Consider the following 21,617-nt stretch of genomic DNA (forward strand, 5'->3'; position numbering starts at 1 on the left):
GAAAATTAATTTATCTTTTCATTGATAACAAATCTCCTAGTTAAAAACCTTGGATTATTGCTACCATTGCTTGATTAGATTTTATTCTAGCCGCGGCCAACAAGCTTCTTGATTTTGTCTCCGACTCTCTGAGATTTGCCGGAAGCTTCTTCTTCGGCGTAGTAGCCATATCCATAGCCACCATATCCGTAGCCGTAACCATAACCAACCCCGTAATTCACACCGTTGAAAATCACTGCCAGGTTCGCGAAGCGGCGCGCACGCTGCAATTCGCCGATCCGCTTCAGGTGATCCATGATGGTATAGTTGAAGCGAACGATATACAGTGTTGCATCCACATGTTCAGCGATTAGCGCAGAATCCGTCACCAGTCCGTATGGAGGAGAGTCAATTAGGATGTAGTCATACTTTTGACGAAGCTCTTCAAGGAGTAGTGGCAGACGTCCGTTGCTGAGCAATTCTGATGGGTTCGGCGGGATCGGCCCGCTGGTCAATACATCGAATTTAGGGTGGATACCTGTTGACTGGATGAAATCTTCGTAATGTCCCTGGCCGATCAGACAATTAGAAGCCCCGAATTTGTTAGGTACCATCAGCCTTTCGTGCAGCGTAGGTTTACGAAGGTCAAGACCGATGAGGAGTACGCGCTTATCGGAATAAGCCAAACTCGCCGCCAGGTTAATACTAACGAAACTCTTTCCTTCGCCACCAATTGATGAAGTGAACATCAGTACCCGGCAGGTTCCGTCTCCAAGGTATTGTAAGTTGGTTCGCAGGGCCCTTATTTGTTCGGCAACAGCACTCCGGCTGGTCATCTTGATAATTGCCTCTTCGCCAGGCTGCCCGTTTGCAGCTGCTTTCATCTGACCTATTTCACCAAGTATAGATGAATGGGTTACCTTCTCGATATCTTCACGTCGTTGAACAGTGTTGTTGATCATGAAAAGAAGGTTGATCAGCAATATCGGAATGATAAATCCGGCAGCGCCTGCACCTAGCCAAATAATGGATTTTTTAGGCTTAATTGGATGAAAGGACGAGATAGGGGCGTCAATCAGTCGACTGTCGGTCACCGTGGATGCGTAAGCCAAGGCTGTTTCCTCCCTTTTTTGCAGCAGATACAAATAAAGTTCTTCCTTAATTGACTGTTGACGTTTTATGCCAACAAACTCTCTCTCTTTTTTCGGAATGCTGCGCAGGCCGGCCGAAAAGCGATTATTGATATTCTCCAGATTCCTTTTTGTGACGGCCATACCGCGTTTCAGGTTCTGAACGTTTTCGCGAATCGATTGTCTGGTCCCTGCCAACTGCGTGTTGATGGTTTCCAGTAGAGGGTTGTTTGGAGAGGTGGTTCTGGCATATCGCTCACGTTGTAGCTCCAACTCGTTGAATTTGGTAAGCAATGAAACGAGAACTGGATCGTCGATCATATAGGTTGCAGGGGCAACAGCGCCCTCGCCAGCATTGGAAATGTAGTTGTCGACACTTTCCAAGATACTTATCTTCGTATTTACCTCGTTCAGTTTTGAGTCGTTGTCCTTGATGTTTTCAAGAAAAAGCTGAGATTCGGCGCTGATATCGGTAATGCCCTGGTTTGTCTTGTAAGATTCTACATCCTTTTCTACATCACCCAGCTCACCTGTGATCAAGCCCAAACGATTTTCAATGAATTTAAGCGTATTGCTGGCCTCGCTATTCTTGTCGGTCAATGACGACTGTACGTAAACGTCCAAAAGTTTATTTAATACATCTTTAGATCGTTGCACATCGGTATCTTCGTAAGTCAGCTCCAACACCGTACTCTTTATGTTAGGCTGCTCGACCGACAGGCGATTCAGCATGTTTTCTGCCAGATTTTTCACGTCAGTGAAATTAACATTAACATCTTTAAATTCTGAATCTTCTCCCTTGGTCACCACGAACGCTCCCCACGCATTGTTGAAACGCTGGTTGAATGCAAAAACCTTCTCCTCATTGTTGAACCGGAAGTGTGTGCTATCCACCACGTGAATGACCATCGGTTCCTGATAAGCGAGCGGAGTGGTTACTTCTGCTTTGACGACAACCGGACTTGTTTTGTACAAATTCACCGTGCGAAGACCGTCTTTGGAAGTGTAAGCAACATCTAACGTCAATTCCTTGATCACCTGCTCCATCAAAGTTTGCGACTTGATAATTTCGAGCTCGTTTTCAACAAGTTTATTTCCTCCGAACTGTGAACTGAGTTCCGTCAGAATGTCGCCCTGAGCGCCACCAAGTCCTTTCTTTTCATCTTTGATTAGAATACTGGTTTTAGTACTATAAACCGGTTGGCTGATCTGCAGATAAAAGAAAGCGATCGTAAGAGACAGTACGATAAAGATGGGAAACAGGAACCAATACCTGAGGTACCGCCTCACGTACTCAGCCAAATTGAATTGCACCTCTTCATCCTGAAGATCTGGCGCTAGGTGATTGGAATTTTGATCGTTCATAACATTGAGTATATAGTACTTTGGAAATCAAGGGCGAAAATGTCGCATAGAGCATAGCCAAGCGTGTTGGCAAAATGCCGCCGTAAAGGGTACTATTTAGTAAAATTTAGAATCAGAATGCCGAGCGTGCCGACAGCTGCTACTATCGAAGTCACAATCGGTACCAGCTGCACATTTCTGTCAGTGGCATTGATCCTGGTTTTAATTGGCTCGACATAAATGATGTCATTTTTGTGAGCGTAGTAGAAGGGGGAACCGAATATTTCGCGCGATGTAAGGTCTACTCTCGCATATTGTCTTTGACCGTTTTCCTCCCGGATAATCATCACGTTGCTTCTTTTGCCGTATATCGTGAGATCGCCCGCTAAACTGAGGACTTCAGGCAGTGTGATTTTTTCGTCTGGAATAACATAAACAGCCGGACGGGCAACCTCGCCCAGTACGGAGACTTTAAAGTTCAGGTTTCTAACGATAACGGAGGGCTCTTTGAGGTAATTAAGCAGCTTGGTGCGGATCGTGTCGGCGGCATCAGTCGTTCTCATACCACCCACATTAACCTTTCCAATCAGCGGTATCTCGATAGAACCGTCAGAGTTGACCAGGTAGCCAAGCGGCTGTACCCTTGCGCCTCCACCTGTGGTGGAATAGTTGGTACTTGCAGTGGTAAAAGTATTAGGAGCGTTGAAAACCTCATTAGCCTCGGTATTCAAACTACCTACTACAATCGATAGGATATCATTAGGCTGAATAGTGGGGGTGTATTTATGCGCAATTTCCTGAGTAATATATCTCGTGGAGTCGCCTTGGAAATATACAATGGATTTTGGAGAGACACAGCTTGTCATTCCTCCAATTGTCGCTATGTAAGCTAGAAATAATATAAGACTAATTTTTGTCAAATGCTGTCGTTGCTGTTTCATGTTTTAACGTTGAGTGGTCGAGAGGTACTTGCAAGAATTTGTTTTTCAGTGTCTTAATGATAGTTTAAATGGGATAAGCTAAGTCGAGGGTCTAAATATAAAAGAATTATTCTAAAAACCGCCAGTTCTGACTGCAAACGAGCAAAAATAGAACATCTTGGTATAGTGCAATGCTTTTCGTGGATATTATTTAGTGCAAATATAGAATAAATTCAATTATCGCCGTTGAATTTTTACGAGTTTTTCATTCTGAAACGGATAATCGCTCACCCAATTTTCGCTATTGCTTTTTTGGATCATATCCAGATGCTGGACTTTATGCGCATCCGTGCCCAAAAAAGTGATCAATTTATTTTTCAGGAGCCACCTTGCCATTTTATGAATATTTTCTCCATAATAGCCGGTAAGTGATAAAATATTTACTTGTAATTCACAGCCCTGATCGGCTAACTTCTTATACACGGATGGGTCGGAATAGAAATAGGTGTACCTTTCAGGATGTGCTAAAACCGGTTGGTAACCCTTTTGGATAATAGAGAAAAGGGTTTCAGAAGTATTCATAAGCGGGGTTGAGTAGGGCAATTCAACCAGTAATCTGTTGCCAGGCAGTGTCAGAAGCTGCGTCCCCTCATCTAGCAAATCACCGAAGTGCTCGTCGAGAAAGTACTCCGCCGCTGCGTCAATCTCTATCGATAGCCCCGCCGCTTTACAAGCCTGGCGAACTTCTTCCAGCCCTGATTGAATAATTTGCGGGGTATTGCGGTAGCAATCCCACATAACGTGGGGAGTTGCCACAATATGTGTGTAGCCAAGTCGCTCCATTTTCGAAACCATCGCCACAGACTCCTCCATCGTCTGAGCACCATCATCTATTCCAGGTATGATATGTGAATGTATATCGATACCGATATGATCTAATGCGACGCCCCGGGATGACGCTTTCTTACCACCAAATAACCAATTTAACATATTTTCGGTCTATCGCGCTGTCTAAACCCGCATTGACTGGGTCGGTTGCGGGACGACATCTAAAGATTGAATGAGTTGGAGCAAATGTAATCCAAAAATCATGGATTTTGCCAAGAAAGGCATATTGTAGCTTGAAAGTTTCATGGCTACAACGCGATTTGAAGAGAAATTTAATAAAATCATAATTTGAACTATTCCAATGTAGGGTAATTACGAAATGTAGGTGGCTAAAAAATTGTGCCAGGTTGTCACCCAGCCAATGTCTCCTGATGCTGCCACAAGTCCTGGAACACCGGGCTGTTCCGGTAAAGATCATCAAATGTACCCTGGTCTATTAGGCGCCCGTCGCGGAGGATGTAGACATAATCGAACTTTGTCAACAAATGAAGGCGGTGCAGCGTGGAGACAATGGCCTTGCCACGGAACTCCACAAACATCTTATCATAAATCATGGCCTCCGTCTTCGGATCAATGCTGCTGGTAGGCTCGTCGAGCAAGACAATGTCGCTTGTCCGCGCAGCGAGGATCCCGCGAGCGAGCGCAAGGCGCTGTTTTTGCCCACCCGAAAGGTTTACGCCCTTTTCCTGAATGGTGGATTCCAGGCCTTTGGGGAGGTTGCCTACCACTTCTGCAAAATGCGCCGTTTCGCAGACCTGCATAATATCGCTTTCTTCGAGGGGCAGACCGAGAGTGATGTTGTAGGCGATGGTATTTTCAAAGATTTCCGGGTCCTGGGGGAAGAGCGTCACCTGGTCGGCGAGCATCTCGATAGCGGCTCCTTCGCGCCCGTCGACGGTTACTTTTGCCCCGCTTTCCGGTTGGTACAGGCCTCTTAGCAACGCGAGCAAGGTGCTTTTCCCGCTGCCGCTTTCGCCGATGAACGCAATGCGTTGGCCCCTACGGATGCGGATATCGAGTCCATGCAGGCTATGGGCGTGCTTTTCGGAGTCGTAAAACTCTTCGTGCGAGAAGTTCAGATTGTTGATGTGGATTTCCTGCCAGTTGTCAGGGAGGTCGCCTGCTTCATCAACGCGGTGGTGCTCCCGGTATGCTTCGCCAATGGCCCGGGCGGTTTGTACTTCCGTGTTGTAGCGGATGATTTCGGTGTATTGCCAGGCAATGTCCTGGAACACGCTGGTGAACTGGTTGACATAGCTTAGCAGCGTTACCAGCCCGCCGACCAGGAATACCTCGCCCGGCACATAATGCTGGTACACATAGCCGATGGTGACGACAATATAAATGATCGCGATGAAGACACTGGCCACAAACCATTTCCATTCATTAATCACAACAGAACGCCGGAAGGGAGGAAATACATCGCCCACTTTGCTCATCAGACTGATTTTCATTCGTCTTTCAAGCCTGAGTGTAATGACGGTAATGATATTGGAAAGGCTGTCAAACAATGTGGAGGAGACAATATGCTCTTTTTCGTTCGACTCGTCGAGCGCCTTAATAAATGGTCTGTCAAACTTGAAAATCACATACACATTGATGATACCGATCAGTACCCCAATAGCCCCAAACATAGGTGAGAACCAGATGATAGCGATAAATGAGAAGATGAATTTGGCAAATGCATGCAGGAACATGAAGCCGTTTTGAAAGAAGTCTTTTAGCGCCTCGTAGGCTTTACGGATGCGGTTGATCGTCGCGCCGCTGTGATGGTCCTGATGCCAGCGAATTGGCAAATGCAAAGCCTGGTGATACAGCTCGTCGAGAAAGTTTCGGCTCAGATCGAATGCTAGCTTACGCTCCATTACGCGCGCAGGTCCGTGGAATGCCCATTCGAGCAGGGTCAGGGCCAGGTACGCGCCCGCGTAAAGCCATACATTATGCAAAGTGCCTTGGGCATCCTTTTGAATGGATTGGATAAACCAGCCGTAAAGCAGCGGATGCGCTGCCAGCACGAGATTGGCCATCACAAATAGTCCATATACCAGCAGGTACCGGCCTCGTTGCTGGCGGGCATAGCGCCAGGCCGTGGCTAGCAGGGATAAGTAGGGGTTCTTCATTCGAAAGAAATCGGTGGTTAAGGAAACAGCGGAACGTTTCCTAACTCACTAGAACCACAAAATGCCTGTGAAGGTTGCCTGTCGGTCGGTAAAGTTTGTGTGAAGAATCAGTAGTTTTTGGGGGTTTGCGGTTTACTTACACGTTGACCGATTTTAACAAACCAACCTTTTTGAACTATCAAACCGGAATTTTTATGAAAAGATTAATGCATGTTTTTTGCAGCGCCGTTTTGCTGAGCATTGCCCTCGGAATTTCTGCACACGCACAGGATGGCTGGATAAGTCTGTTCAATGGAAAAGACTTCACTGGCTGGAAGGTCGGGGCCAATGCAAGTTCCTTTTTGATCGAGGATGGTACCATCAAAGTGGCCGGGCCGCGGGCGCATCTTTTCTATGAAGGTCCTGTTAAAAACCATATGTTTAAGAATTTCGAGTTCAAAGCGCAGGTGAAAACAATGCCGGGTTCCAACTCAGGTATTTTCATTCATACCACTTATCAGGAAGACGGCTGGCCAGCCCAGGGTTACGAAGTGCAGGTCAACCAGTCGCACACCGACTACAAGCGCACCGGTAGCCTTTATAATGTAGTGGACGTAAAGGATACTTTCGTGAAAGACAACGAATGGTATACCGAGTATGTGAAAGTGGAAGGCAAGCACATTACCATTAAGATCAACGACAAAGTGGTGGTGGATTATGAGGAAACTGGCGTGGACCAACGGGAGGGCGAGATGAAAAACAAATTCCTGAAACAGGGTACATTTGCATTGCAGGCGCACGATCCCAAAAGTGTGGTGTATTACAAAGACATTCAGGTAAGGCCATTAACCGAGTAACCGTATTTACTTCCGATGGAAGAAGAAGTGCATTTTGAATCGATATTGGAACGCCTCCCCAAAAAGGGAGGCGAATTTTATATGATGGTACCCGACGACGTGGCTGCACAGTTCGTCGAGGGCCGCAAGCCCGCGCGTGTGCGTTGTGTGATCAATGGTATCGTCCATTTTCAATGCGCGATCCGGCCCAGAGGTGGGGGAGGCTTCTATATTAATGTAGCTACGCAACTTCGCCAGCAGGGCAAATTGGTGTTGGGCCAGAAATTGAACGCGACTGTGCGAAAGGACGACAGCGAATACGGCCGGGATATGCCGGAAGAATTACAGGAGCTGCTCGCGCAGGATGAAGAAGCGAAGCGGTTATTTGAAAATGCCAAACCGGTGAATCAGCGGGCAATTATCCATTACATCGCCAGCGCCAAATCAGTCCAGGTGCGGATTGATCGGGCTATCATGATGACCGACAGGTTGAAAACAGGGCGGATCGTATGACGTTTTGTCAAGGAGGGGGCGTTGTTGGTCAAGGTAATCGGGTGTGGTCATTTGTAGTCATGTGTGGCTAAGTGTGGATTGCTCTCAATAACTATATCTGACTACCCCTGACAATAATATGACCACAACTAACCGAAAACGTCAATCTTCCCGATTTGTAACATTCCGGTACTGGCTGGGCGAGATACCTTCCGATTTTCGAAATTGCCTTCCGAAGTAATTCAGATCCGAGAAGCCTAGCTGATAACAGATGTCGGAAATGCTGTCCTTGGTGTGTGACAAAAGCTGCTTGGCCTTTTTAATTTTTTCCCTTAATATAAAATCCAGTGGACTGATACTGAACTCGCGTTTAAATGCGCGGTAGAACGACGCCCGGCTCATACAAGCCTTATCGCTGAGCTCTTCCACCTGGATCTTTTCATTAATATTGGCCTTAATGTAATTCACAACGAATGCCAACGGACCGTCCTCGTGCAGGTAGGAGGTTTCATCGGTGGCGGCAAGGTGCTGCGTTTGTATAATATGTACAATGAGCTCCTGTAATGTGAGATCGGCGAGTATATCTTTGCCTAATGCGCTGCCCGAGCAAATTTTGATAAGCTTGTTAAGCGTCTGCGCGAGCTCGATGTTGTTGAGGAAATGATACTGGCTGTGCTGCAAAGACCAGAACTGCTGGCGTCCTTCGCGCGGATAAGCTTCGCTGAGCCGGTCGACGATCTGCTGAATTTTCATTTGATCGATCGCCAGGGCAATGCATTGCGTAGGATTCTCATGGGCGGCTTCCGGAAAGTCGATCTTCATCGTCACATTCGCAGGGACCAGCACGGTTTCGCCCGGTAGGTAATCGAAACCCGGTTGATCAAACAAATGCATCACCTTTTTGCCCCGCAGCATGCTTGTCACTACGAAATCGGGGAATGTAAGCGGTACCAGTGCAGAAGGTTGTAACGTCTCGAAAAGGTTCAACTCGCAGTTTTCAAGCGTAAACGCCCTGCGGTTCTCTACCAAAGTTTTAAGCGATTTCTCCGCCGAAACCGCTACCTGATCCAATCTGAAACCTGCCGCCATTGTTGTTCTTATTTTAAATCTCAACACGCTTTTCCGTAATCCCTACTGATCTGACTACACCTGACAACCTCTGACTACGAATAACAATCCTCCTCTTTTCCATTCTCCCTTTCCTCCAATCATTAAATATAACTCTTTTTTGAAAAAATGAGATAATTATCCTAACAGTTGACACGATCGTACCATTGATTAACGACCTGTGAAGCTAGGTTTGTATTATCAATCATTTCTAAAAATAACCTTTAATCATGGATACGATCACCGAAAATCAGGCAGTCGAGAGTAAGGCGTATAGCAGTGAGAATCTGGCCAAACGGCCTGATTTCAAAGAAAAATATGATAATTACATTAACGGTAAGTTTGTAGCACCTGCCAAAGGTGAGTATTTCGAGAATATCTCGCCGATCGACGGCCAGGTATTTACAAAAGCAGCCCGTTCGACGAAGGAAGACGTGGAAGCTGCGCTCGATGCCGCGCACGCCGCATTCCCGGCATGGAGCAAAACTTCGGCTACCAGCCGCAGCAACCTGCTGCTGAAAATAGCGCAGGTCATAGAAGATAATCTAGAATATCTGGCCATTGTCGAGACGATCGACAACGGTAAAGCGATCCGGGAAACCCGCGCCGCCGACCTTCCGCTTTGTGTTGATCACTTTCGCTACTTCGCCGGCGTGATCCGCGCAGAGGAAGGTAGCATTTCCGAGCACGACGAACATACAGTCTGCATCAACGTGCACGAGCCGCTGGGTGTGGTAGCGCAGATCATTCCCTGGAACTTTCCATTGCTGATGGCGACATGGAAAATCGCCCCGGCGCTGGCTGCAGGCAACTGTGTGGTGGTGAAACCCGCAGAGCAAACGCCGACATCTATCATGATATTAATGGAGCTCATTGGGGACATTCTGCCTGCCGGGGTGCTCAATATCGTAACGGGCTTCGGGGTGGAAGCCGGTAAACCGCTCGCGTCGTCGCCTCGTGTGGCCAAGGTCGCATTTACGGGCGAAACCACTACCGGCCGGCTCATTATGCAATATGCTTCGGACAATCTGGTGCCGGTAACGATGGAGCTTGGGGGTAAGTCGCCCAATATTTTCTTCCCGTCAGTAATGGACGAGGATGATGCGTTTCTGGACAAGGCCATCGAAGGCGCGGTACTGTTTGCGTTGAACCAGGGCGAGGTTTGTACCTGCCCGTCGCGGATGCTGGTGCATGAGAGCATTTATGACAAGTTTATTGAACGGGTAATCCAGCGTACAAAGGCCATTAAAATGGGCCACCCTCTCGATGGAACCACAATGATGGGCGCGCAGGCTTCGAACGATCAGTACGAAAAGATTTTGTCCTACCTTAAAATAGGTAAGGAAGAAGGTGCAGAAGTGCTCACGGGCGGAGCTGCACAAACTTTTGAAAATGGTATTTCGGGCGGCTATTACATTCAACCCACGATTTTCAAAGGACACAATAAAATGCGGGTGTTCCAGGAGGAAATATTTGGCCCGGTGGTGTGCGTGACCACGTTCAAAACCACCGAAGAAGCCATTGCCATTGCTAACGACACGCTTTACGGTCTTGGCGCGGGGGTGTGGACGCGTGACGCGCACGAGCTTTATCAGGTACCACGGGCGATCCAGGCGGGTAGGGTGTGGGTTAATAATTACCACGCCTATCCCGCCCACGCTCCGTTTGGTGGCTATAAAAAGTCAGGTTTTGGGCGAGAAAACCACAAAATGATGCTGGGGTACTACCGTCAGACCAAGAACATGCTGATTTCGTACGACAAGAACAAGCTGGGCTTTTTCTGAGAATGTGATGACAGAGCGCGTATTGATTACTCCCGAGGCCGAAAAAGTCGTCTACCGGCTTCGGGAGTCGCATGGAGAGCTGATGTTTCATCAGAGTGGTGGTTGTTGTGATGGCTCACAGCCCATGTGTTTCCCCAAAGGTGAGTTCCGCGTGTCGGAAAGTGATGTGTTGCTGGGGGAAATAGCGGGTTGTGAGTTTTTCATGAGTCGCGACCAGTTTGAGTATTGGCAACACACCCAGCTGACGATCGATATAGTTCCTGGCCGCGGTTCGAGCTTTTCATTAGAGATCCCACTGGGCGTGCGTTTTATTACCCGATCAAGACTTTATACGGCCGAAGAAACCCGTAGTCTGACGGCGATCAACGTCTGAAAACCGCATTAATTATTGAAGGTGTGAGCCTGTCGTGTAGTGAATCTTTTACACGATGGTTTCGCACCTTCTTGTCATTTTAGCACTTATTGGTTATATTTGTTCAAATCGAGCGGTTTGCTGACTGGGAAAATCAAGGTCAGCGCTATCTATAACACATCTGTAAATCAAAGGATTTGCGGATTTAAAAGCTGAATTTTGAATTTCAACGAATTTGAACTCCACGAAGACGTGCTCAACGCCGTGGATTCTATGAACTACCAACAGGCAACGCCTATCCAGGAGCAGGCCATACCACACATTCTTAGCGGTAAAGACCTTCTCGCTTGCGCACAAACAGGAACCGGCAAAACCGCCGCATACCTGATCCCTATTCTCGACAAGGTCGCCCACGAAGCCAATGAACATACCGGTGCATTGATTTTGGTGCCTACACGCGAGCTTGCCGTGCAGATCGACCAGCAAATTCAGGGCCTTGGCTATTTTGTTGGAGCCACCAGCATTGCCGTATATGGCGGTAATAAGGGGCCGGAATGGGACCAGCAGAAAAAAGCATTGACACAGGGTGCCGACATTATCATAGCCACACCAGGTAGGCTCATCGCGCATTTACAATTAGGCTACGTCCATTTCCGCGACTTGCGGCACTTGGTTCTCGATGAGGCCGACCGTATGCTGGATATGGGTTTTCTGAGCGACATTCTGAAAATCATGAGCTACCTGCCCAATGAAAGGCAGACGCTGATGTTTTCGGCGACAATGCCGCCGAAGATTGGTGAATTGGCCAAACGCATTCTGAAAGACCCCGAAGAAATCAGATTAGCAGTCTCACGTCCTGCCGACCGGATCGACCAGCAGTTTTACCTGGCCAGAGATGAGCAGAAATTGCCATTGCTAATGCATCTGCTGAAAGGCGTTGAAAATATCAGCATGGTGTTGTTTACCTCACGCAAATCCAATGTCGAGCCGATCGTTCGGTCCCTGCGGAAACTGGGCCTGGGCGCGCATGGTATTTCCTCTGATTCTGAGCAGGGCGAGCGCGAAATTGTACTACGTGATTTCAAAAACCGGCAATTTCCGATCCTTGTTGCAACCGATGTGTTATCCCGCGGCATCGATATTGATAACCTCAGCCATGTGGTGAACTACGATGTTCCCCGCGACCCCGAAGATTACGTGCACCGTATAGGGCGTACGGCACGTGCTGAATCAAAAGGTACAGCCATGACCTTCATCAATGAGCAGGATCAGAAATATGTATTGAAGATCGAAAGGCTTTTTGAGAAGGAATTGGAGAAAAAATCGGTCACCGCAGAACTGGGATTGGGCGAGGCTCCCGTATTTGAGCCGCCACGTTTTCGTTCTGGCGGGCGTAACAATAACAGGAAAAGTAAGAGGCAAGACAGGCCGGGTAAACCCTCCGCAAGAAAACCACAACGCGAGGGAAGGCCCCAGGACACCACCGATGCGGCGGTGACCGACGTGGTAACGGCCGACGTGGCAATGGTCGGCGCGGCAGAGCGGAGCGATAAGCCAAAACGCAGAAACAAGCGGAGGAGACCTAAAAAGGATCAGCCCAAAACCGTAAACCCCACTGAGGCACAGGCCTCTTGATCAGAGTTGGTCAGACGTGAGCATTGTTTGTCTTGCTTATTCGTCATGAAAGAACTTAAATTACGTGCACTTGGACCGTTTGATAGATTGGATAAGGAATTATAAATTCAGCGTATCCGATCCTCCCATCATTACGATGGAAGGCTTGTTTTCGCTGCTACTGCTTTTGCTTCTGAGCCTGCTTGCGGTATTTTTCCATCTTGTCCGCATCCTTTTTAATTCTCCGGTCGATTTTTCGCTCGACTGGAACCTCTTTCTGAGTTGGATACCGCTCATTCTCGCTTTTTTCGCCGACAATCTTACAAAGCGTTTCGGGAATATTCCTGTGGTACTGGGTATTCTGAGCATTGCCTGGCTGGCATTTCTTCCGAACGCTCCCTACATGATCACAGATCTTGCCCACCTCACAGTGGACTACCAGCGCGACCTTACCTGGCATGATACCATTATGCTATTTTCCTATGCGGAGGTAAGTTTGTTCAATGGTTTGGTGTCGCTCTACTGGATCCACCGTTCTTGGCGGCGGGTATACAATAGAAAACCGGGCAATACCCTGCTGCTGATCAGTCTTCCGCTGGCGGGCTTCGGCGTATACCTTGGCCGGGTGCGGAGAATGAACAGCTGGGACATTATTCACGAGCCAGGGGCTATTATCAATAACCTCTTCGAAAGCCTTCTCGATCGTACTGCCTGGGTTTTCGCGATGGAGATCGGGATGTTGCTGGGGATTTTGTATCTGGTACTTTGGGGGGTGATCCGTTTCAGGATCCGGCATTCCAAGAAGAATACCGATCCGGGAAATCACTAGCAAGATTGGCTCCCCGTCGATTTAGATGGATTAATCCCCCGCTTTCAGACATTTTAATGGATTCGTTACAGATCTTATTTCGCTGCGAGCATCTCGTAGCGATCAGTAAACCAAACGGCTTGCTCGTACATCGTTCCCCCATTGCCAGCGACGCCGATGTCTTCGCCGTACAATTGCTGCGTGATCAGCTCGGACAAAAGGTTTACCCCGTCCACCGCCTTGATCGTAAGACTTCGGGAGTGCTGCTTTTTGCGCTTGACGAAGCTACAAATAGCGAAATGCAGCGCAAGTTCATGAACGGTGAAGTAAAAAAGACGTATCATGCCATTGTACGGGGTTATACGCCTGATAGTGGTGAAATAGATTATCCTCTCAAACGGGACGATGGGGTAGTTCAGGATGCCGTAACATTTTTTGAAACGCTGCAACGCACAGAAATGCCGTTTGCTGTCGGCAAACATCCCACCTCACGTTATTCATTGGTAAAGCTGAACCCGGTCACAGGCCGCATGCATCAGCTTCGCAAGCACATGGCCCACATCCTGCATCCGATCATTGGCGACAGACCTCACGGTTGCAACAAACAGAACCGCTTTTTCAAAGAGCAATTTGGTATGATGCAGATGATGCTACATGCGGTGTCACTGGAATTTGTACATCCTACTACACATGAACATGTGAATATATTTGCCTACTATGAGGCAGAATTTTTCAGGATGCTTGAAAAACTTCGGTTGAAATGAGCATCTTTTGTTTCTACTAAAACCTGGGTATGTTCAGCGTCAAGAGCTTATTGTTTGGGCTAAACAATTTGGTTTTCATTTACTATGCTTTGGGACTGCGGTTCGCCAATCGGTTTTAAAGCGTCTATTGCCAAGTGCTTTGGCCAATTCAAAGAAATGGCATCCTGTAAGGATGCAGATGCCTTACCCTTCAAAATGGCAATGAAAGCTCAAAACAACCTTCCAGCGAAATGTTATCAAAACGGCTTTATCGGTGCTTGTAACTCTCCTGATCAAAATCTTCACAAAACGGGCCGCTGATGAATGCATACTGGTCTTTCAGCAGCCGGTCGCGAGGCGTCGGTCTGAAGCTCGGCACGAGCGCCGGTTGTTAACGATCGGGAACGGACACCAGTAGGAGCTCTTTACCTCGAGGCGGCCTTGTATGTGTGTGATTAACTGATTATGTCTTGTCTGGCTTGATGGTCCCCAGAAGGGCTCTACCATTTTTTTGAGAATTTTCAACCGGTTGGTAAAGCATATTACAGCTTTATCAATAGTTTTGAAGTATTAATTGAATGCTTTCAAAAATACTTACTCAACGCAGATGCAGGACACTTATGTGATTATTATGGCGGGTGGCGTCGGCTCCCGTTTTTGGCCTTTCAGTCGAACAGATTTCCCCAAGCAATTTCATGATGTACTAGGTACAGGCCGGACGCTTTTGCAGCAGACCGTCGACCGATTCGAAGGGGTTTGCCCAATTGAAAATGTGTATATAGTTACCAGTCAAGAATATAAGGATTTGATCAAAGGGCAGATTCCTGAACTGACCGACGACCAGATTCTGCTGGAACCGCACCGTCGGAACACTGCCCCTTGTATTGCATACGCGTGTTACAAAATTGCCTCACGTAACCCCAATGCTAACGTTGTGGTAGCACCCGCGGACCATATCATTCTGAAAGAAGAAGCGTTTAGGGACACCATTAAGGTGGCACTCGGAGCAACCCGTAATGAGGATATTCTTGTGACATTGGGCATTCAGCCGACTCGACCGGACACCGGTTACGGCTATATCCAATATATTCCCGACAAGTTAACCGTCAAAAAGGTTAAATCGTTTACCGAAAAACCACATAAGGAACTTGCACTGCAGTTTTTAAATAGTGGTGACTTTGTGTGGAATGCAGGGATCTTCGTGTGGAATATCAATGCCTTTAAAAAAGCACTAGCCAAGTTCCAGCCCGATATCGCCGAAATTTTCCAAGGCGGCGATCAACATTATTACCGCGAATCAGAGGAATCGTTTATTAGGCAGGTCTATCAACATTGTGGCAGCATCTCCATTGACAACGGCATTATGGAAAAAGCTGAAAACGTAAATGTGGTACTTGCAAGCTTCGGATGGTCGGATCTGGGCACTTGGAAATCTATGTACGAAGTATCAGAAAAAGATGCCGAGATGAACGTGACCGACGGTACGCTGATCCTGCACAATACCACCAATTCGATTATAAAGATGCCAGGCGATAAGCTTGTGGTTATAAACGGGCTGGATGGATTCATTGTTGCTGAATTTGATGGTGTGCTGCTGATCTGCAAAAAGGATGATGAACAAAAAGTGAAGGAATTCGTAGCTCAGGCCAAAGAGCTGGATCCGAAATATGTTTGATCCGATATTATGTTGACATAAAGCATTAAAGCAGGTCATTGATGCCTGGCTTTAATGCTTTATAATACGTTCATTGAGTGCAATGCCTTGCAGTTTTTTTGTTATGCAACGCTCATAGCCAGCTTTCTGCGCCGGAGGTCAGCACCCGGCGCGCTTTTTTTTCGTTCGCGAGCGACGTAGCTCTGACTGGTGCCCGAGCTTAAAACGCCAGGCTTTTTAGCCAGTGCGATGAGATTCGCAAAATGCTTGAGGCTGAATCTTTCCATAAGCATTCTGCGGTGGTATTTTAGTTCGATCATCGAAATGTTCAGGTTCTTGGCAATCATTTTGAATGGTTCATCCCGGGACAATCCTTCCAGAATCGCACGCTCAATACTGGAAAGACTGTCCAGTGAAGGGCCGCCAGCTGCTATTTCGGCCCACAGCATATCCTGAATATCTTGCGAGAGAAACAGATTGCCTTTCCGAACCTGCGCGATAGCGTCCAGTAGCTCCTGAAACGGACAAGTCTTGGTCATGAAAGCTTTCGCTCCAAGATTCATGTAGGTCCTGATGCGCCATTCATCGCTCATAGAAGTTAAAATGATGACATCAGCTTTGGGTTCAGCTGAAAAAATAAAGTCTATTCCTTTGTCATAGCGGCCATTGAAAACAAGTTCGGTGATGACCAGCGGCGCCGTTTCTTCGGCTGGGCGGGCTATGTAGGCTTCTACTGAGCCGTAAATACTTATCGTTTCGAGCCCGGGCAGCGATTTTAGCAAATTTTCTCTTAAGGTTTCGGTGAAGATTCGATGGCTATCGATCAACGCAATTTTCATGTTCGGAGGATGTTAAAGGCAAGCGGGCTGCGGAGCCGCCAGCCAGTGAATACAACTATTTCGGATAACTAAGGATTGCTGATTGTTCATGTAGGCGCAGAACCGTTGGTCAAAGCCGTCACACGCGTGGTGGTCTAGCGAATTTCCCCCTAATCTTATTCAGACTAACTCTACTGACTGAAAAGCGGCAACAGATAGCTGTTGCTCGCATACCGCCTCACAGAATTGCTATGTGTCCAGAAAATAAAAAGCGGAGAGTGCCCGAAGGATTGGCTGCGCTTGCGAGCGGGTTATTTTCGCAAAATTCCTGTCCGGCGAGCCATGACGACCAATGGAACAGGTACCCCTGAGCTTTTAAGAGAACCCGGCTGTCGAAGCCAGTTAGCGAAAGTGTTTGTTAGTAGCATTTATTCGAAAGGTTAACGTTGAGTAAAATTCACTTTGGTTTAATACCAAAGCAGCCTTGTCAAGAATTTAAGTGTGTGAACCTATCTGATTACCAGCAGCCTTTCAAACTGTAAATGGCCGGTTACGCTGGTTACAATCACATCTAATTTGTCGACAAAAACACAGACCTAAGGCATTGAATATTCAAGTATGAAGCTATAAAACAAAGTTTGTTATAACAAGCCGCCGATTCATTTATTATTTCACTTTACTTATAATTATACGATAAATCATATTAGTTAATTGCATAATTCCATGTTTGTGTCTCCGGTTTGGCATTCGCGCCAATGTGATTGAGGTAGCATAGCCGGATCACATTACATGTGCGTATAGGGGCGGCAAATTTCAAAATTGCAGTCTGAAATTTGAACCATAATATATATACGTTTATGGTGTTCTTGTTCAGCTTTTAGCCTATATACACACCAGCCTGGAAATGGGCCGCCTAAAATGTAATTTATCTCCATATAGACACTACACCATCACTCCAATGGGATGTTGGATTGTAAGAGAATCACATCAAAAGTTAGAATTCAGCGGCCACTTTTTCTTTGAGTTGCCTGATCTTTTTCACAAGATCGAAGCACTCATTTTTTTGCATCTGGCTGATTGTATTCTTGACCGAATTGACAATTATGCGGCCTTCCTCGTCCAGCAGTGGACCATGTCGCGTCACATTGCTATATATTTCTTCCCACTCCACGGCAAGCTGCTCTGAGAACATTTTGGCAGGGATGACATGGAAGTAGGCGTGCAATTTCAGAAGTGCCGACCGGTGGTCGTCAACGTCCAGACCTTCGGAGAATTTTGACAGCTCGGCATAGGCAAATATGTTAGAAGGTTTCATGATGGAAGGTAAAAGGCTTATATAGAGAAACTGGTGATCAATTTATAGTTTTAGCGCCAGCCAAGCAAATTGCATTGTGGTTGTCAAGTACACCTTCGTGGCACCATTTGATAGAAACGACTAATGTACAATTACTTAGACAAAACTCTTGATTTTTATTCATTAAGTAAAAATAATATACTATTTATTTAGCGGCTGAGACGAGCCCAACGCGATTTAAATCAGGCACTTGCTCATAATTTCGTAGAATCTTCGCGGCCCGCCGTCTTCGACTGCAATGTGCTGTCGAATTTTTTCGAACCAATTTTTGCATCCCGGTCTTCCTGGTGTAGCTAAAAGTTTATCGTCATTCATAAACAGCGATTTCCTGGATGTGAATACGTGTGAAGGAGTATTACAGTAGTAACCGATGGCTCATAAAGTTGTAGAATGTCATATAAATTTTACTTATTATACGAATTAGGTCACTATTTTCATATCGATTTTACTCAACGATAGAAAAGGGGGCGTTTGCATTATGCAAAGCCCCCGCTTTGTATTAGGATGACCTTTATGCCGGGTATTTAATTGGGCCGGAACTTGACCACTTTGTTGCTTTGCGGCTTTACAGTCTGCAGATAAGCAAAAATCGCACGCAGATCACTTTCCTTCATGCCCGCATACATCGTCCAGGGCATGGGCGTGTTCATTTCCTTCGGACCTACCTTATGGGGCTTGTAGCTGGAATCCGCATAAGGTTTGAAACGTTGGACGAATGCATCGGCTGTCCATGTCCCAATGCCGTTGGTCTTGTCGGGAGAAATGTTTGCCGAGGTGGTGATCCCGCTCGGCATGATGAATTCCATACCGCCTCCGAATTCGGTGCCGGGCACTTTTTCCCCTTTCTCCCGCTTGCTATGGCATTCCACGCAGCTTGCCGCCGTAGCCATGTAGCGACCGTATGCGACCTGGTCGGTCTCGGAGGGCCGTGTGGAGAGGTTGGCTTTAGTTGGCATTGTGTTGATCAGGATGTTGACGGGAAAGTCATATGCCGGGGCTTCTATGTCGTGCTGCACGGGCGCCAGGGTGCGTATATAGGAAATCAGACTGTAAATATCCTCCTGGTCGAGCTGGCCGTAGTTCAGGTAAGGCATAATCGGAAACAATGCGTGCCCGTCCCGGCTGGTGCCGGTAGTGATAGCGCGGAAAACCTCTCCGTCGGTCCATTTGCCGATGCCGTAGGGGGTGATGTTTCGCGCATAGAACACGCCCGGGAAACCCATATCCCGGCTGAACAGCTCGCCTCCGCCTCCAAAGTTGCCGGCAGCCAGCGGGGCAGAGAACAGCGACCAGTCGCGGGAACTGTGACAGTCCATACAGACAGTGACATGGTTGGCCAGGTAATTGCCGCGCTCGATCCGCTCCAGCGTCCGCTCGATTGAAATGACAGGGGCATCGCCGACATCGGGAAGGGCGGTCTTAACATAAGTAGCGGCTGCGGCGGCAGCCAGAACGACGACCAGAACGACGACGCCAACGATTTTGAGTAGCTTTTTCATAACAGAGGGGTGATAGAAGATGGTGAATATCAGGATTGGTGAAAAGTTACAATAATTCCGGTAAAGTCCAAATGCTTAGTTACTTAGTGAAAATTGGAGCGGCGAGTGCAACGTTTAAATGCAACATTGTGTCTGAAACTCAAAATCCAATCCTGACTACTGCCATGAAAAGAACCTTAATCGCAAGCTGCCTGGCGTTGGCGATGCTCTCGTGCTATTACAGGGAATCCGAACCCTTTGTGGGAAATGTGAAGTTCGATGGTACTGGCTACCGGCCAGTCTATAAAAGTCCGGAAGAGATAGGCAAGGTGCAGGTGCTGGCGGCCCAGTCGCTGAGAAAGCCGGGTAAGATCTACACGTTCGACCGCTACCTGTTCGTCAATGAGCTCGGTAAAGGTATTCATATCATCGACAACAGCGATCCGAAAAAGCCCGAAAACCTTTCATTTGTCTCCATTGTGGGCAACTATGACATCGCTGTGAAAGATCACTGGCTGTATGCCGACAATTTCTCAAATCTGCTCGTCATCGACATTGCGGACCCCAAAGTCCCGAAGGTGGTCAAAAGCATTCCGAATGCTATTCCGGTTTATAACTATCCACCTTTGCAAGGCGTTTATTTCGAATGCGCCGACGAGAAGAAAGGTGTTGTGGTGGATTGGGAAAAGGTAGAGATGGAAAAGCAGCCCAAATGTTACCGGTAATTATCAACAGACACTCTTTTAGCTATGAAAAAGTTAATTCCTCTCTTATTTCTCGGACTTGCATTGGCGGGTCTGATGCTTCTTTTGAATGCCTGCGATAGAAATTCAGGCGACTCGGGACCCAGTCCGCAGACAGGCGCCGGAGGCTCTATGGCGCGGTTTGCAATCAGCGGCAATACCCTTTACATCGTCTCCAAACAATCCCTGGAAGTATATGATATCAACCAGGGCGGAAACCCCACAAGGGCGGTGACAAAGAATCTGGGAGTCGGGATCGAAACGATTTTCCCTTATCAGAAAAACCTTTTCATCGGGGCGGCCGATGGAATGTACATTTATAATAACGCTTCACCCAATGACCCGGTGTTGCTATCCAAATACACGCACGTGCTCTCCTGCGATCCGGTGGTGGTGCAGGGCCAGTATGCCTACGTGACATTGCGGGCGGGCGTCAACTGCCGGCCGGGTGGTTCTTTCAGCTCGCTGGATGTGGTCGATATCAGCGACCCTTCCAAACCCCAAATGGTGAACAGTCAGCGGATGGATACCCCTTACGGGCTGGGTGTGTCGGGTAACAAACTCTTTGTTTGTGAGGGCGATAAAGGTTTCCGCGTGATGGACATTACTGATCGTAAAGTACCAGTTCAGAAGCGGCTTTTTCAGGAAGTGCCCTCCTATGATGTTATCGTTGGAAACAATCATCTGATCATAACCGGCAAAGACGGCCTTTTTCAGTACAAGTACGATGAGTCCGACAGTATCGCGTACCTGAGCAAGATCCCTGTTTTATGAGAAATGCGCTGCTTGTCGTATTTACACTCTTGGCTTCTTTTCGTGCTTGTTTTGCCCAGTTTGATGTCGAATCGGCCAAAGGACACGTGATTATTAAATATTCACCTTTGCCTATGTTTGACCTGGACAATACTATTCAGTTTGGGGCAGAAGTGCCTTTGGGCAAAGGGAGTTTTGCATTGCAGCAGGACCTGGGCTATGGGAATGCTACGTTTAGTGCCTGGTATGACGGCGATAGCCGGCCTGACAAGCAGATTTTCAAAAGCCGCACGCATCTAAGGTGGTATTTTATGGAAAGACGAAGAATGCGTGCCTGCCTGGGACCCGAGCTTTTATTTAAAAAGGTAGTGTACCGCGACAGTCAATGGGCGGGCAGGGATTGTGACAGCCCATTTGGCCCGTGCAGCTTCTTTCAGAACCAGAACGTCAGAGTCGATAAGAACGTTGTGGCAGCTCATGCGCGCTTCGGTTGGCAGTTCATTACGCCCAGCCGCTTCACATTCGATCTTTTTGCCGGCCTGGGGTTCCGCCAGATTTTCGCCACTCCCCATTCACCCGGAATCCCAGACGCAGAGATCCGTCGCATTCATGACAATTGGGAAGACCTTGATCCCAACGAAAACGAGCTTCGCCCGAGCGCTGTGCTTGGATTTCATTTTGGGATTGTTTTGGGAAAATACCGCAGGGATTGAGTACATTA

At 47.5% G+C, this 21,617-nt stretch carries 19 protein-coding genes; 11 read left to right on the forward strand and 8 right to left on the reverse strand.

What is annotated here, in order from left to right; genetic code table 11:
- Positions 1 to 86: 86 nt before the first annotated feature.
- The 4 genes from AAHB90_RS07215 to AAHB90_RS07230 form a co-directional block, all read right to left on the reverse strand.
- Positions 87 to 2,474, reverse strand: coding sequence for a GumC family protein (locus AAHB90_RS07215; RefSeq protein ID WP_342084260.1), 2,388 nt, complete (start codon positions 2,472 to 2,474; stop codon positions 87 to 89).
- A gap of 92 nt (positions 2,475 to 2,566) precedes the next feature.
- Positions 2,567 to 3,394, reverse strand: a complete 828-nt coding sequence (locus AAHB90_RS07220) for a polysaccharide biosynthesis/export family protein (protein WP_342084261.1) — start codon at positions 3,392 to 3,394, stop codon at positions 2,567 to 2,569.
- Positions 3,395 to 3,610: 216 nt separating this feature from the next.
- Positions 3,611 to 4,363 carry a tyrosine-protein phosphatase gene (locus tag AAHB90_RS07225; protein ID WP_342084262.1) on the reverse strand — a complete coding sequence of 251 codons (753 nt, stop codon included), beginning with the start codon at positions 4,361 to 4,363 and terminating at the stop codon, positions 3,611 to 3,613.
- Between the two features lie 248 nt (positions 4,364 to 4,611).
- On the reverse strand, positions 4,612 to 6,381 hold the full coding sequence (locus AAHB90_RS07230) for an ABC transporter ATP-binding protein (RefSeq protein WP_342084263.1): 1,770 nt from the start codon (positions 6,379 to 6,381) through the stop codon (positions 4,612 to 4,614).
- 194 nt (positions 6,382 to 6,575) lie between these two features.
- Here AAHB90_RS07230 and AAHB90_RS07235 point away from each other — a divergent pair, with 194 nt between their 5' ends.
- On the forward strand, positions 6,576 to 7,217 hold the full coding sequence (locus AAHB90_RS07235; protein ID WP_342084264.1) for a 3-keto-disaccharide hydrolase: 642 nt from the start codon (positions 6,576 to 6,578) through the stop codon (positions 7,215 to 7,217).
- Between the two features lie 15 nt (positions 7,218 to 7,232).
- On the forward strand, positions 7,233 to 7,709 hold the full coding sequence (locus AAHB90_RS07240; protein WP_342084265.1) for a YdeI/OmpD-associated family protein: 477 nt from the start codon (positions 7,233 to 7,235) through the stop codon (positions 7,707 to 7,709).
- 141 nt (positions 7,710 to 7,850) lie between these two features.
- Here AAHB90_RS07240 and AAHB90_RS07245 read toward each other — a convergent pair whose 3' ends face one another.
- The gene (locus AAHB90_RS07245) at positions 7,851 to 8,777 is read right to left on the reverse strand and encodes an AraC family transcriptional regulator (protein ID WP_342084266.1); all 927 of its coding nucleotides are present in this window, start codon (positions 8,775 to 8,777) and stop codon (positions 7,851 to 7,853) included.
- 248 nt (positions 8,778 to 9,025) lie between these two features.
- Here AAHB90_RS07245 and AAHB90_RS07250 point away from each other — a divergent pair, with 248 nt between their 5' ends.
- The 6 genes from AAHB90_RS07250 (at position 9,026) to AAHB90_RS07275 (ending at position 15,771) form a co-directional block, all read left to right on the forward strand.
- Complete coding sequence (locus tag AAHB90_RS07250) at positions 9,026 to 10,579, forward strand: aldehyde dehydrogenase family protein (protein ID WP_342084267.1); 1,554 nt, start codon at positions 9,026 to 9,028, stop codon at positions 10,577 to 10,579.
- Between the two features lie 7 nt (positions 10,580 to 10,586).
- Complete coding sequence (locus AAHB90_RS07255; RefSeq protein ID WP_342084268.1) at positions 10,587 to 10,952, forward strand: DUF779 domain-containing protein; 366 nt, start codon at positions 10,587 to 10,589, stop codon at positions 10,950 to 10,952.
- A gap of 198 nt (positions 10,953 to 11,150) precedes the next feature.
- A complete protein-coding gene (locus AAHB90_RS07260; RefSeq protein WP_342084269.1) occupies positions 11,151 to 12,566 on the forward strand; it encodes a DEAD/DEAH box helicase in 1,416 nt (471 codons plus the stop codon).
- A gap of 70 nt (positions 12,567 to 12,636) precedes the next feature.
- Positions 12,637 to 13,374, forward strand: coding sequence for a DUF1361 domain-containing protein (locus AAHB90_RS07265; RefSeq protein ID WP_342084270.1), 738 nt, complete (start codon positions 12,637 to 12,639; stop codon positions 13,372 to 13,374).
- 56 nt (positions 13,375 to 13,430) lie between these two features.
- Positions 13,431 to 14,117: a pseudouridine synthase gene (locus tag AAHB90_RS07270; RefSeq protein WP_342084271.1), complete on the forward strand. Its 687-nt coding sequence runs from the start codon at positions 13,431 to 13,433 to the stop codon at positions 14,115 to 14,117.
- 586 nt (positions 14,118 to 14,703) lie between these two features.
- Positions 14,704 to 15,771 carry a mannose-1-phosphate guanylyltransferase gene (locus AAHB90_RS07275; RefSeq protein ID WP_342084272.1) on the forward strand — a complete coding sequence of 356 codons (1,068 nt, stop codon included), beginning with the start codon at positions 14,704 to 14,706 and terminating at the stop codon, positions 15,769 to 15,771.
- A 101-nt stretch (positions 15,772 to 15,872) separates the two neighbouring features.
- On the opposite strand, the gene AAHB90_RS07280 is transcribed toward AAHB90_RS07275, so the two are convergent.
- The 3 genes from AAHB90_RS07280 to AAHB90_RS07290 all read right to left on the reverse strand — a co-directional run bounded on the left by AAHB90_RS07280 (position 15,873) and on the right by AAHB90_RS07290 (position 19,421).
- A complete protein-coding gene (locus AAHB90_RS07280; RefSeq protein ID WP_342084273.1) occupies positions 15,873 to 16,589 on the reverse strand; it encodes a LuxR C-terminal-related transcriptional regulator in 717 nt (238 codons plus the stop codon).
- A 973-nt stretch (positions 16,590 to 17,562) separates the two neighbouring features.
- A complete protein-coding gene (locus tag AAHB90_RS07285) occupies positions 17,563 to 17,883 on the reverse strand; it encodes a hypothetical protein (protein WP_342084274.1) in 321 nt (106 codons plus the stop codon).
- A gap of 563 nt (positions 17,884 to 18,446) precedes the next feature.
- Positions 18,447 to 19,421, reverse strand: coding sequence for a c-type cytochrome (locus tag AAHB90_RS07290; protein ID WP_342084275.1), 975 nt, complete (start codon positions 19,419 to 19,421; stop codon positions 18,447 to 18,449).
- Between the two features lie 164 nt (positions 19,422 to 19,585).
- Here AAHB90_RS07290 and AAHB90_RS07295 point away from each other — a divergent pair, with 164 nt between their 5' ends.
- Genes AAHB90_RS07295 through AAHB90_RS07305 form a run of 3 tightly spaced genes read left to right on the forward strand, consistent with a single transcriptional unit; the run spans position 19,586 to position 21,609 of the window.
- Positions 19,586 to 20,125 carry a hypothetical protein gene (locus AAHB90_RS07295; protein WP_342084276.1) on the forward strand — a complete coding sequence of 180 codons (540 nt, stop codon included), beginning with the start codon at positions 19,586 to 19,588 and terminating at the stop codon, positions 20,123 to 20,125.
- A 24-nt stretch (positions 20,126 to 20,149) separates the two neighbouring features.
- Positions 20,150 to 20,917 carry an LVIVD repeat-containing protein gene (locus AAHB90_RS07300; RefSeq protein WP_342084277.1) on the forward strand — a complete coding sequence of 256 codons (768 nt, stop codon included), beginning with the start codon at positions 20,150 to 20,152 and terminating at the stop codon, positions 20,915 to 20,917.
- Positions 20,914 to 21,609 (forward strand): hypothetical protein, encoded by a 696-nt coding sequence (locus AAHB90_RS07305; protein WP_342084278.1) that lies wholly within the window; start codon positions 20,914 to 20,916, stop codon positions 21,607 to 21,609. The genes AAHB90_RS07300 and AAHB90_RS07305 overlap by 4 nt, the downstream gene beginning before the upstream one ends.
- The last annotated feature ends 8 nt before the right edge of the window (positions 21,610 to 21,617 follow it).

Source organism: Dyadobacter sp. OTU695 (assembly GCF_038440355.1).
In the GTDB taxonomy this organism is placed as follows: Bacteria; Bacteroidota; Bacteroidia; order Cytophagales; family Spirosomataceae; genus Dyadobacter.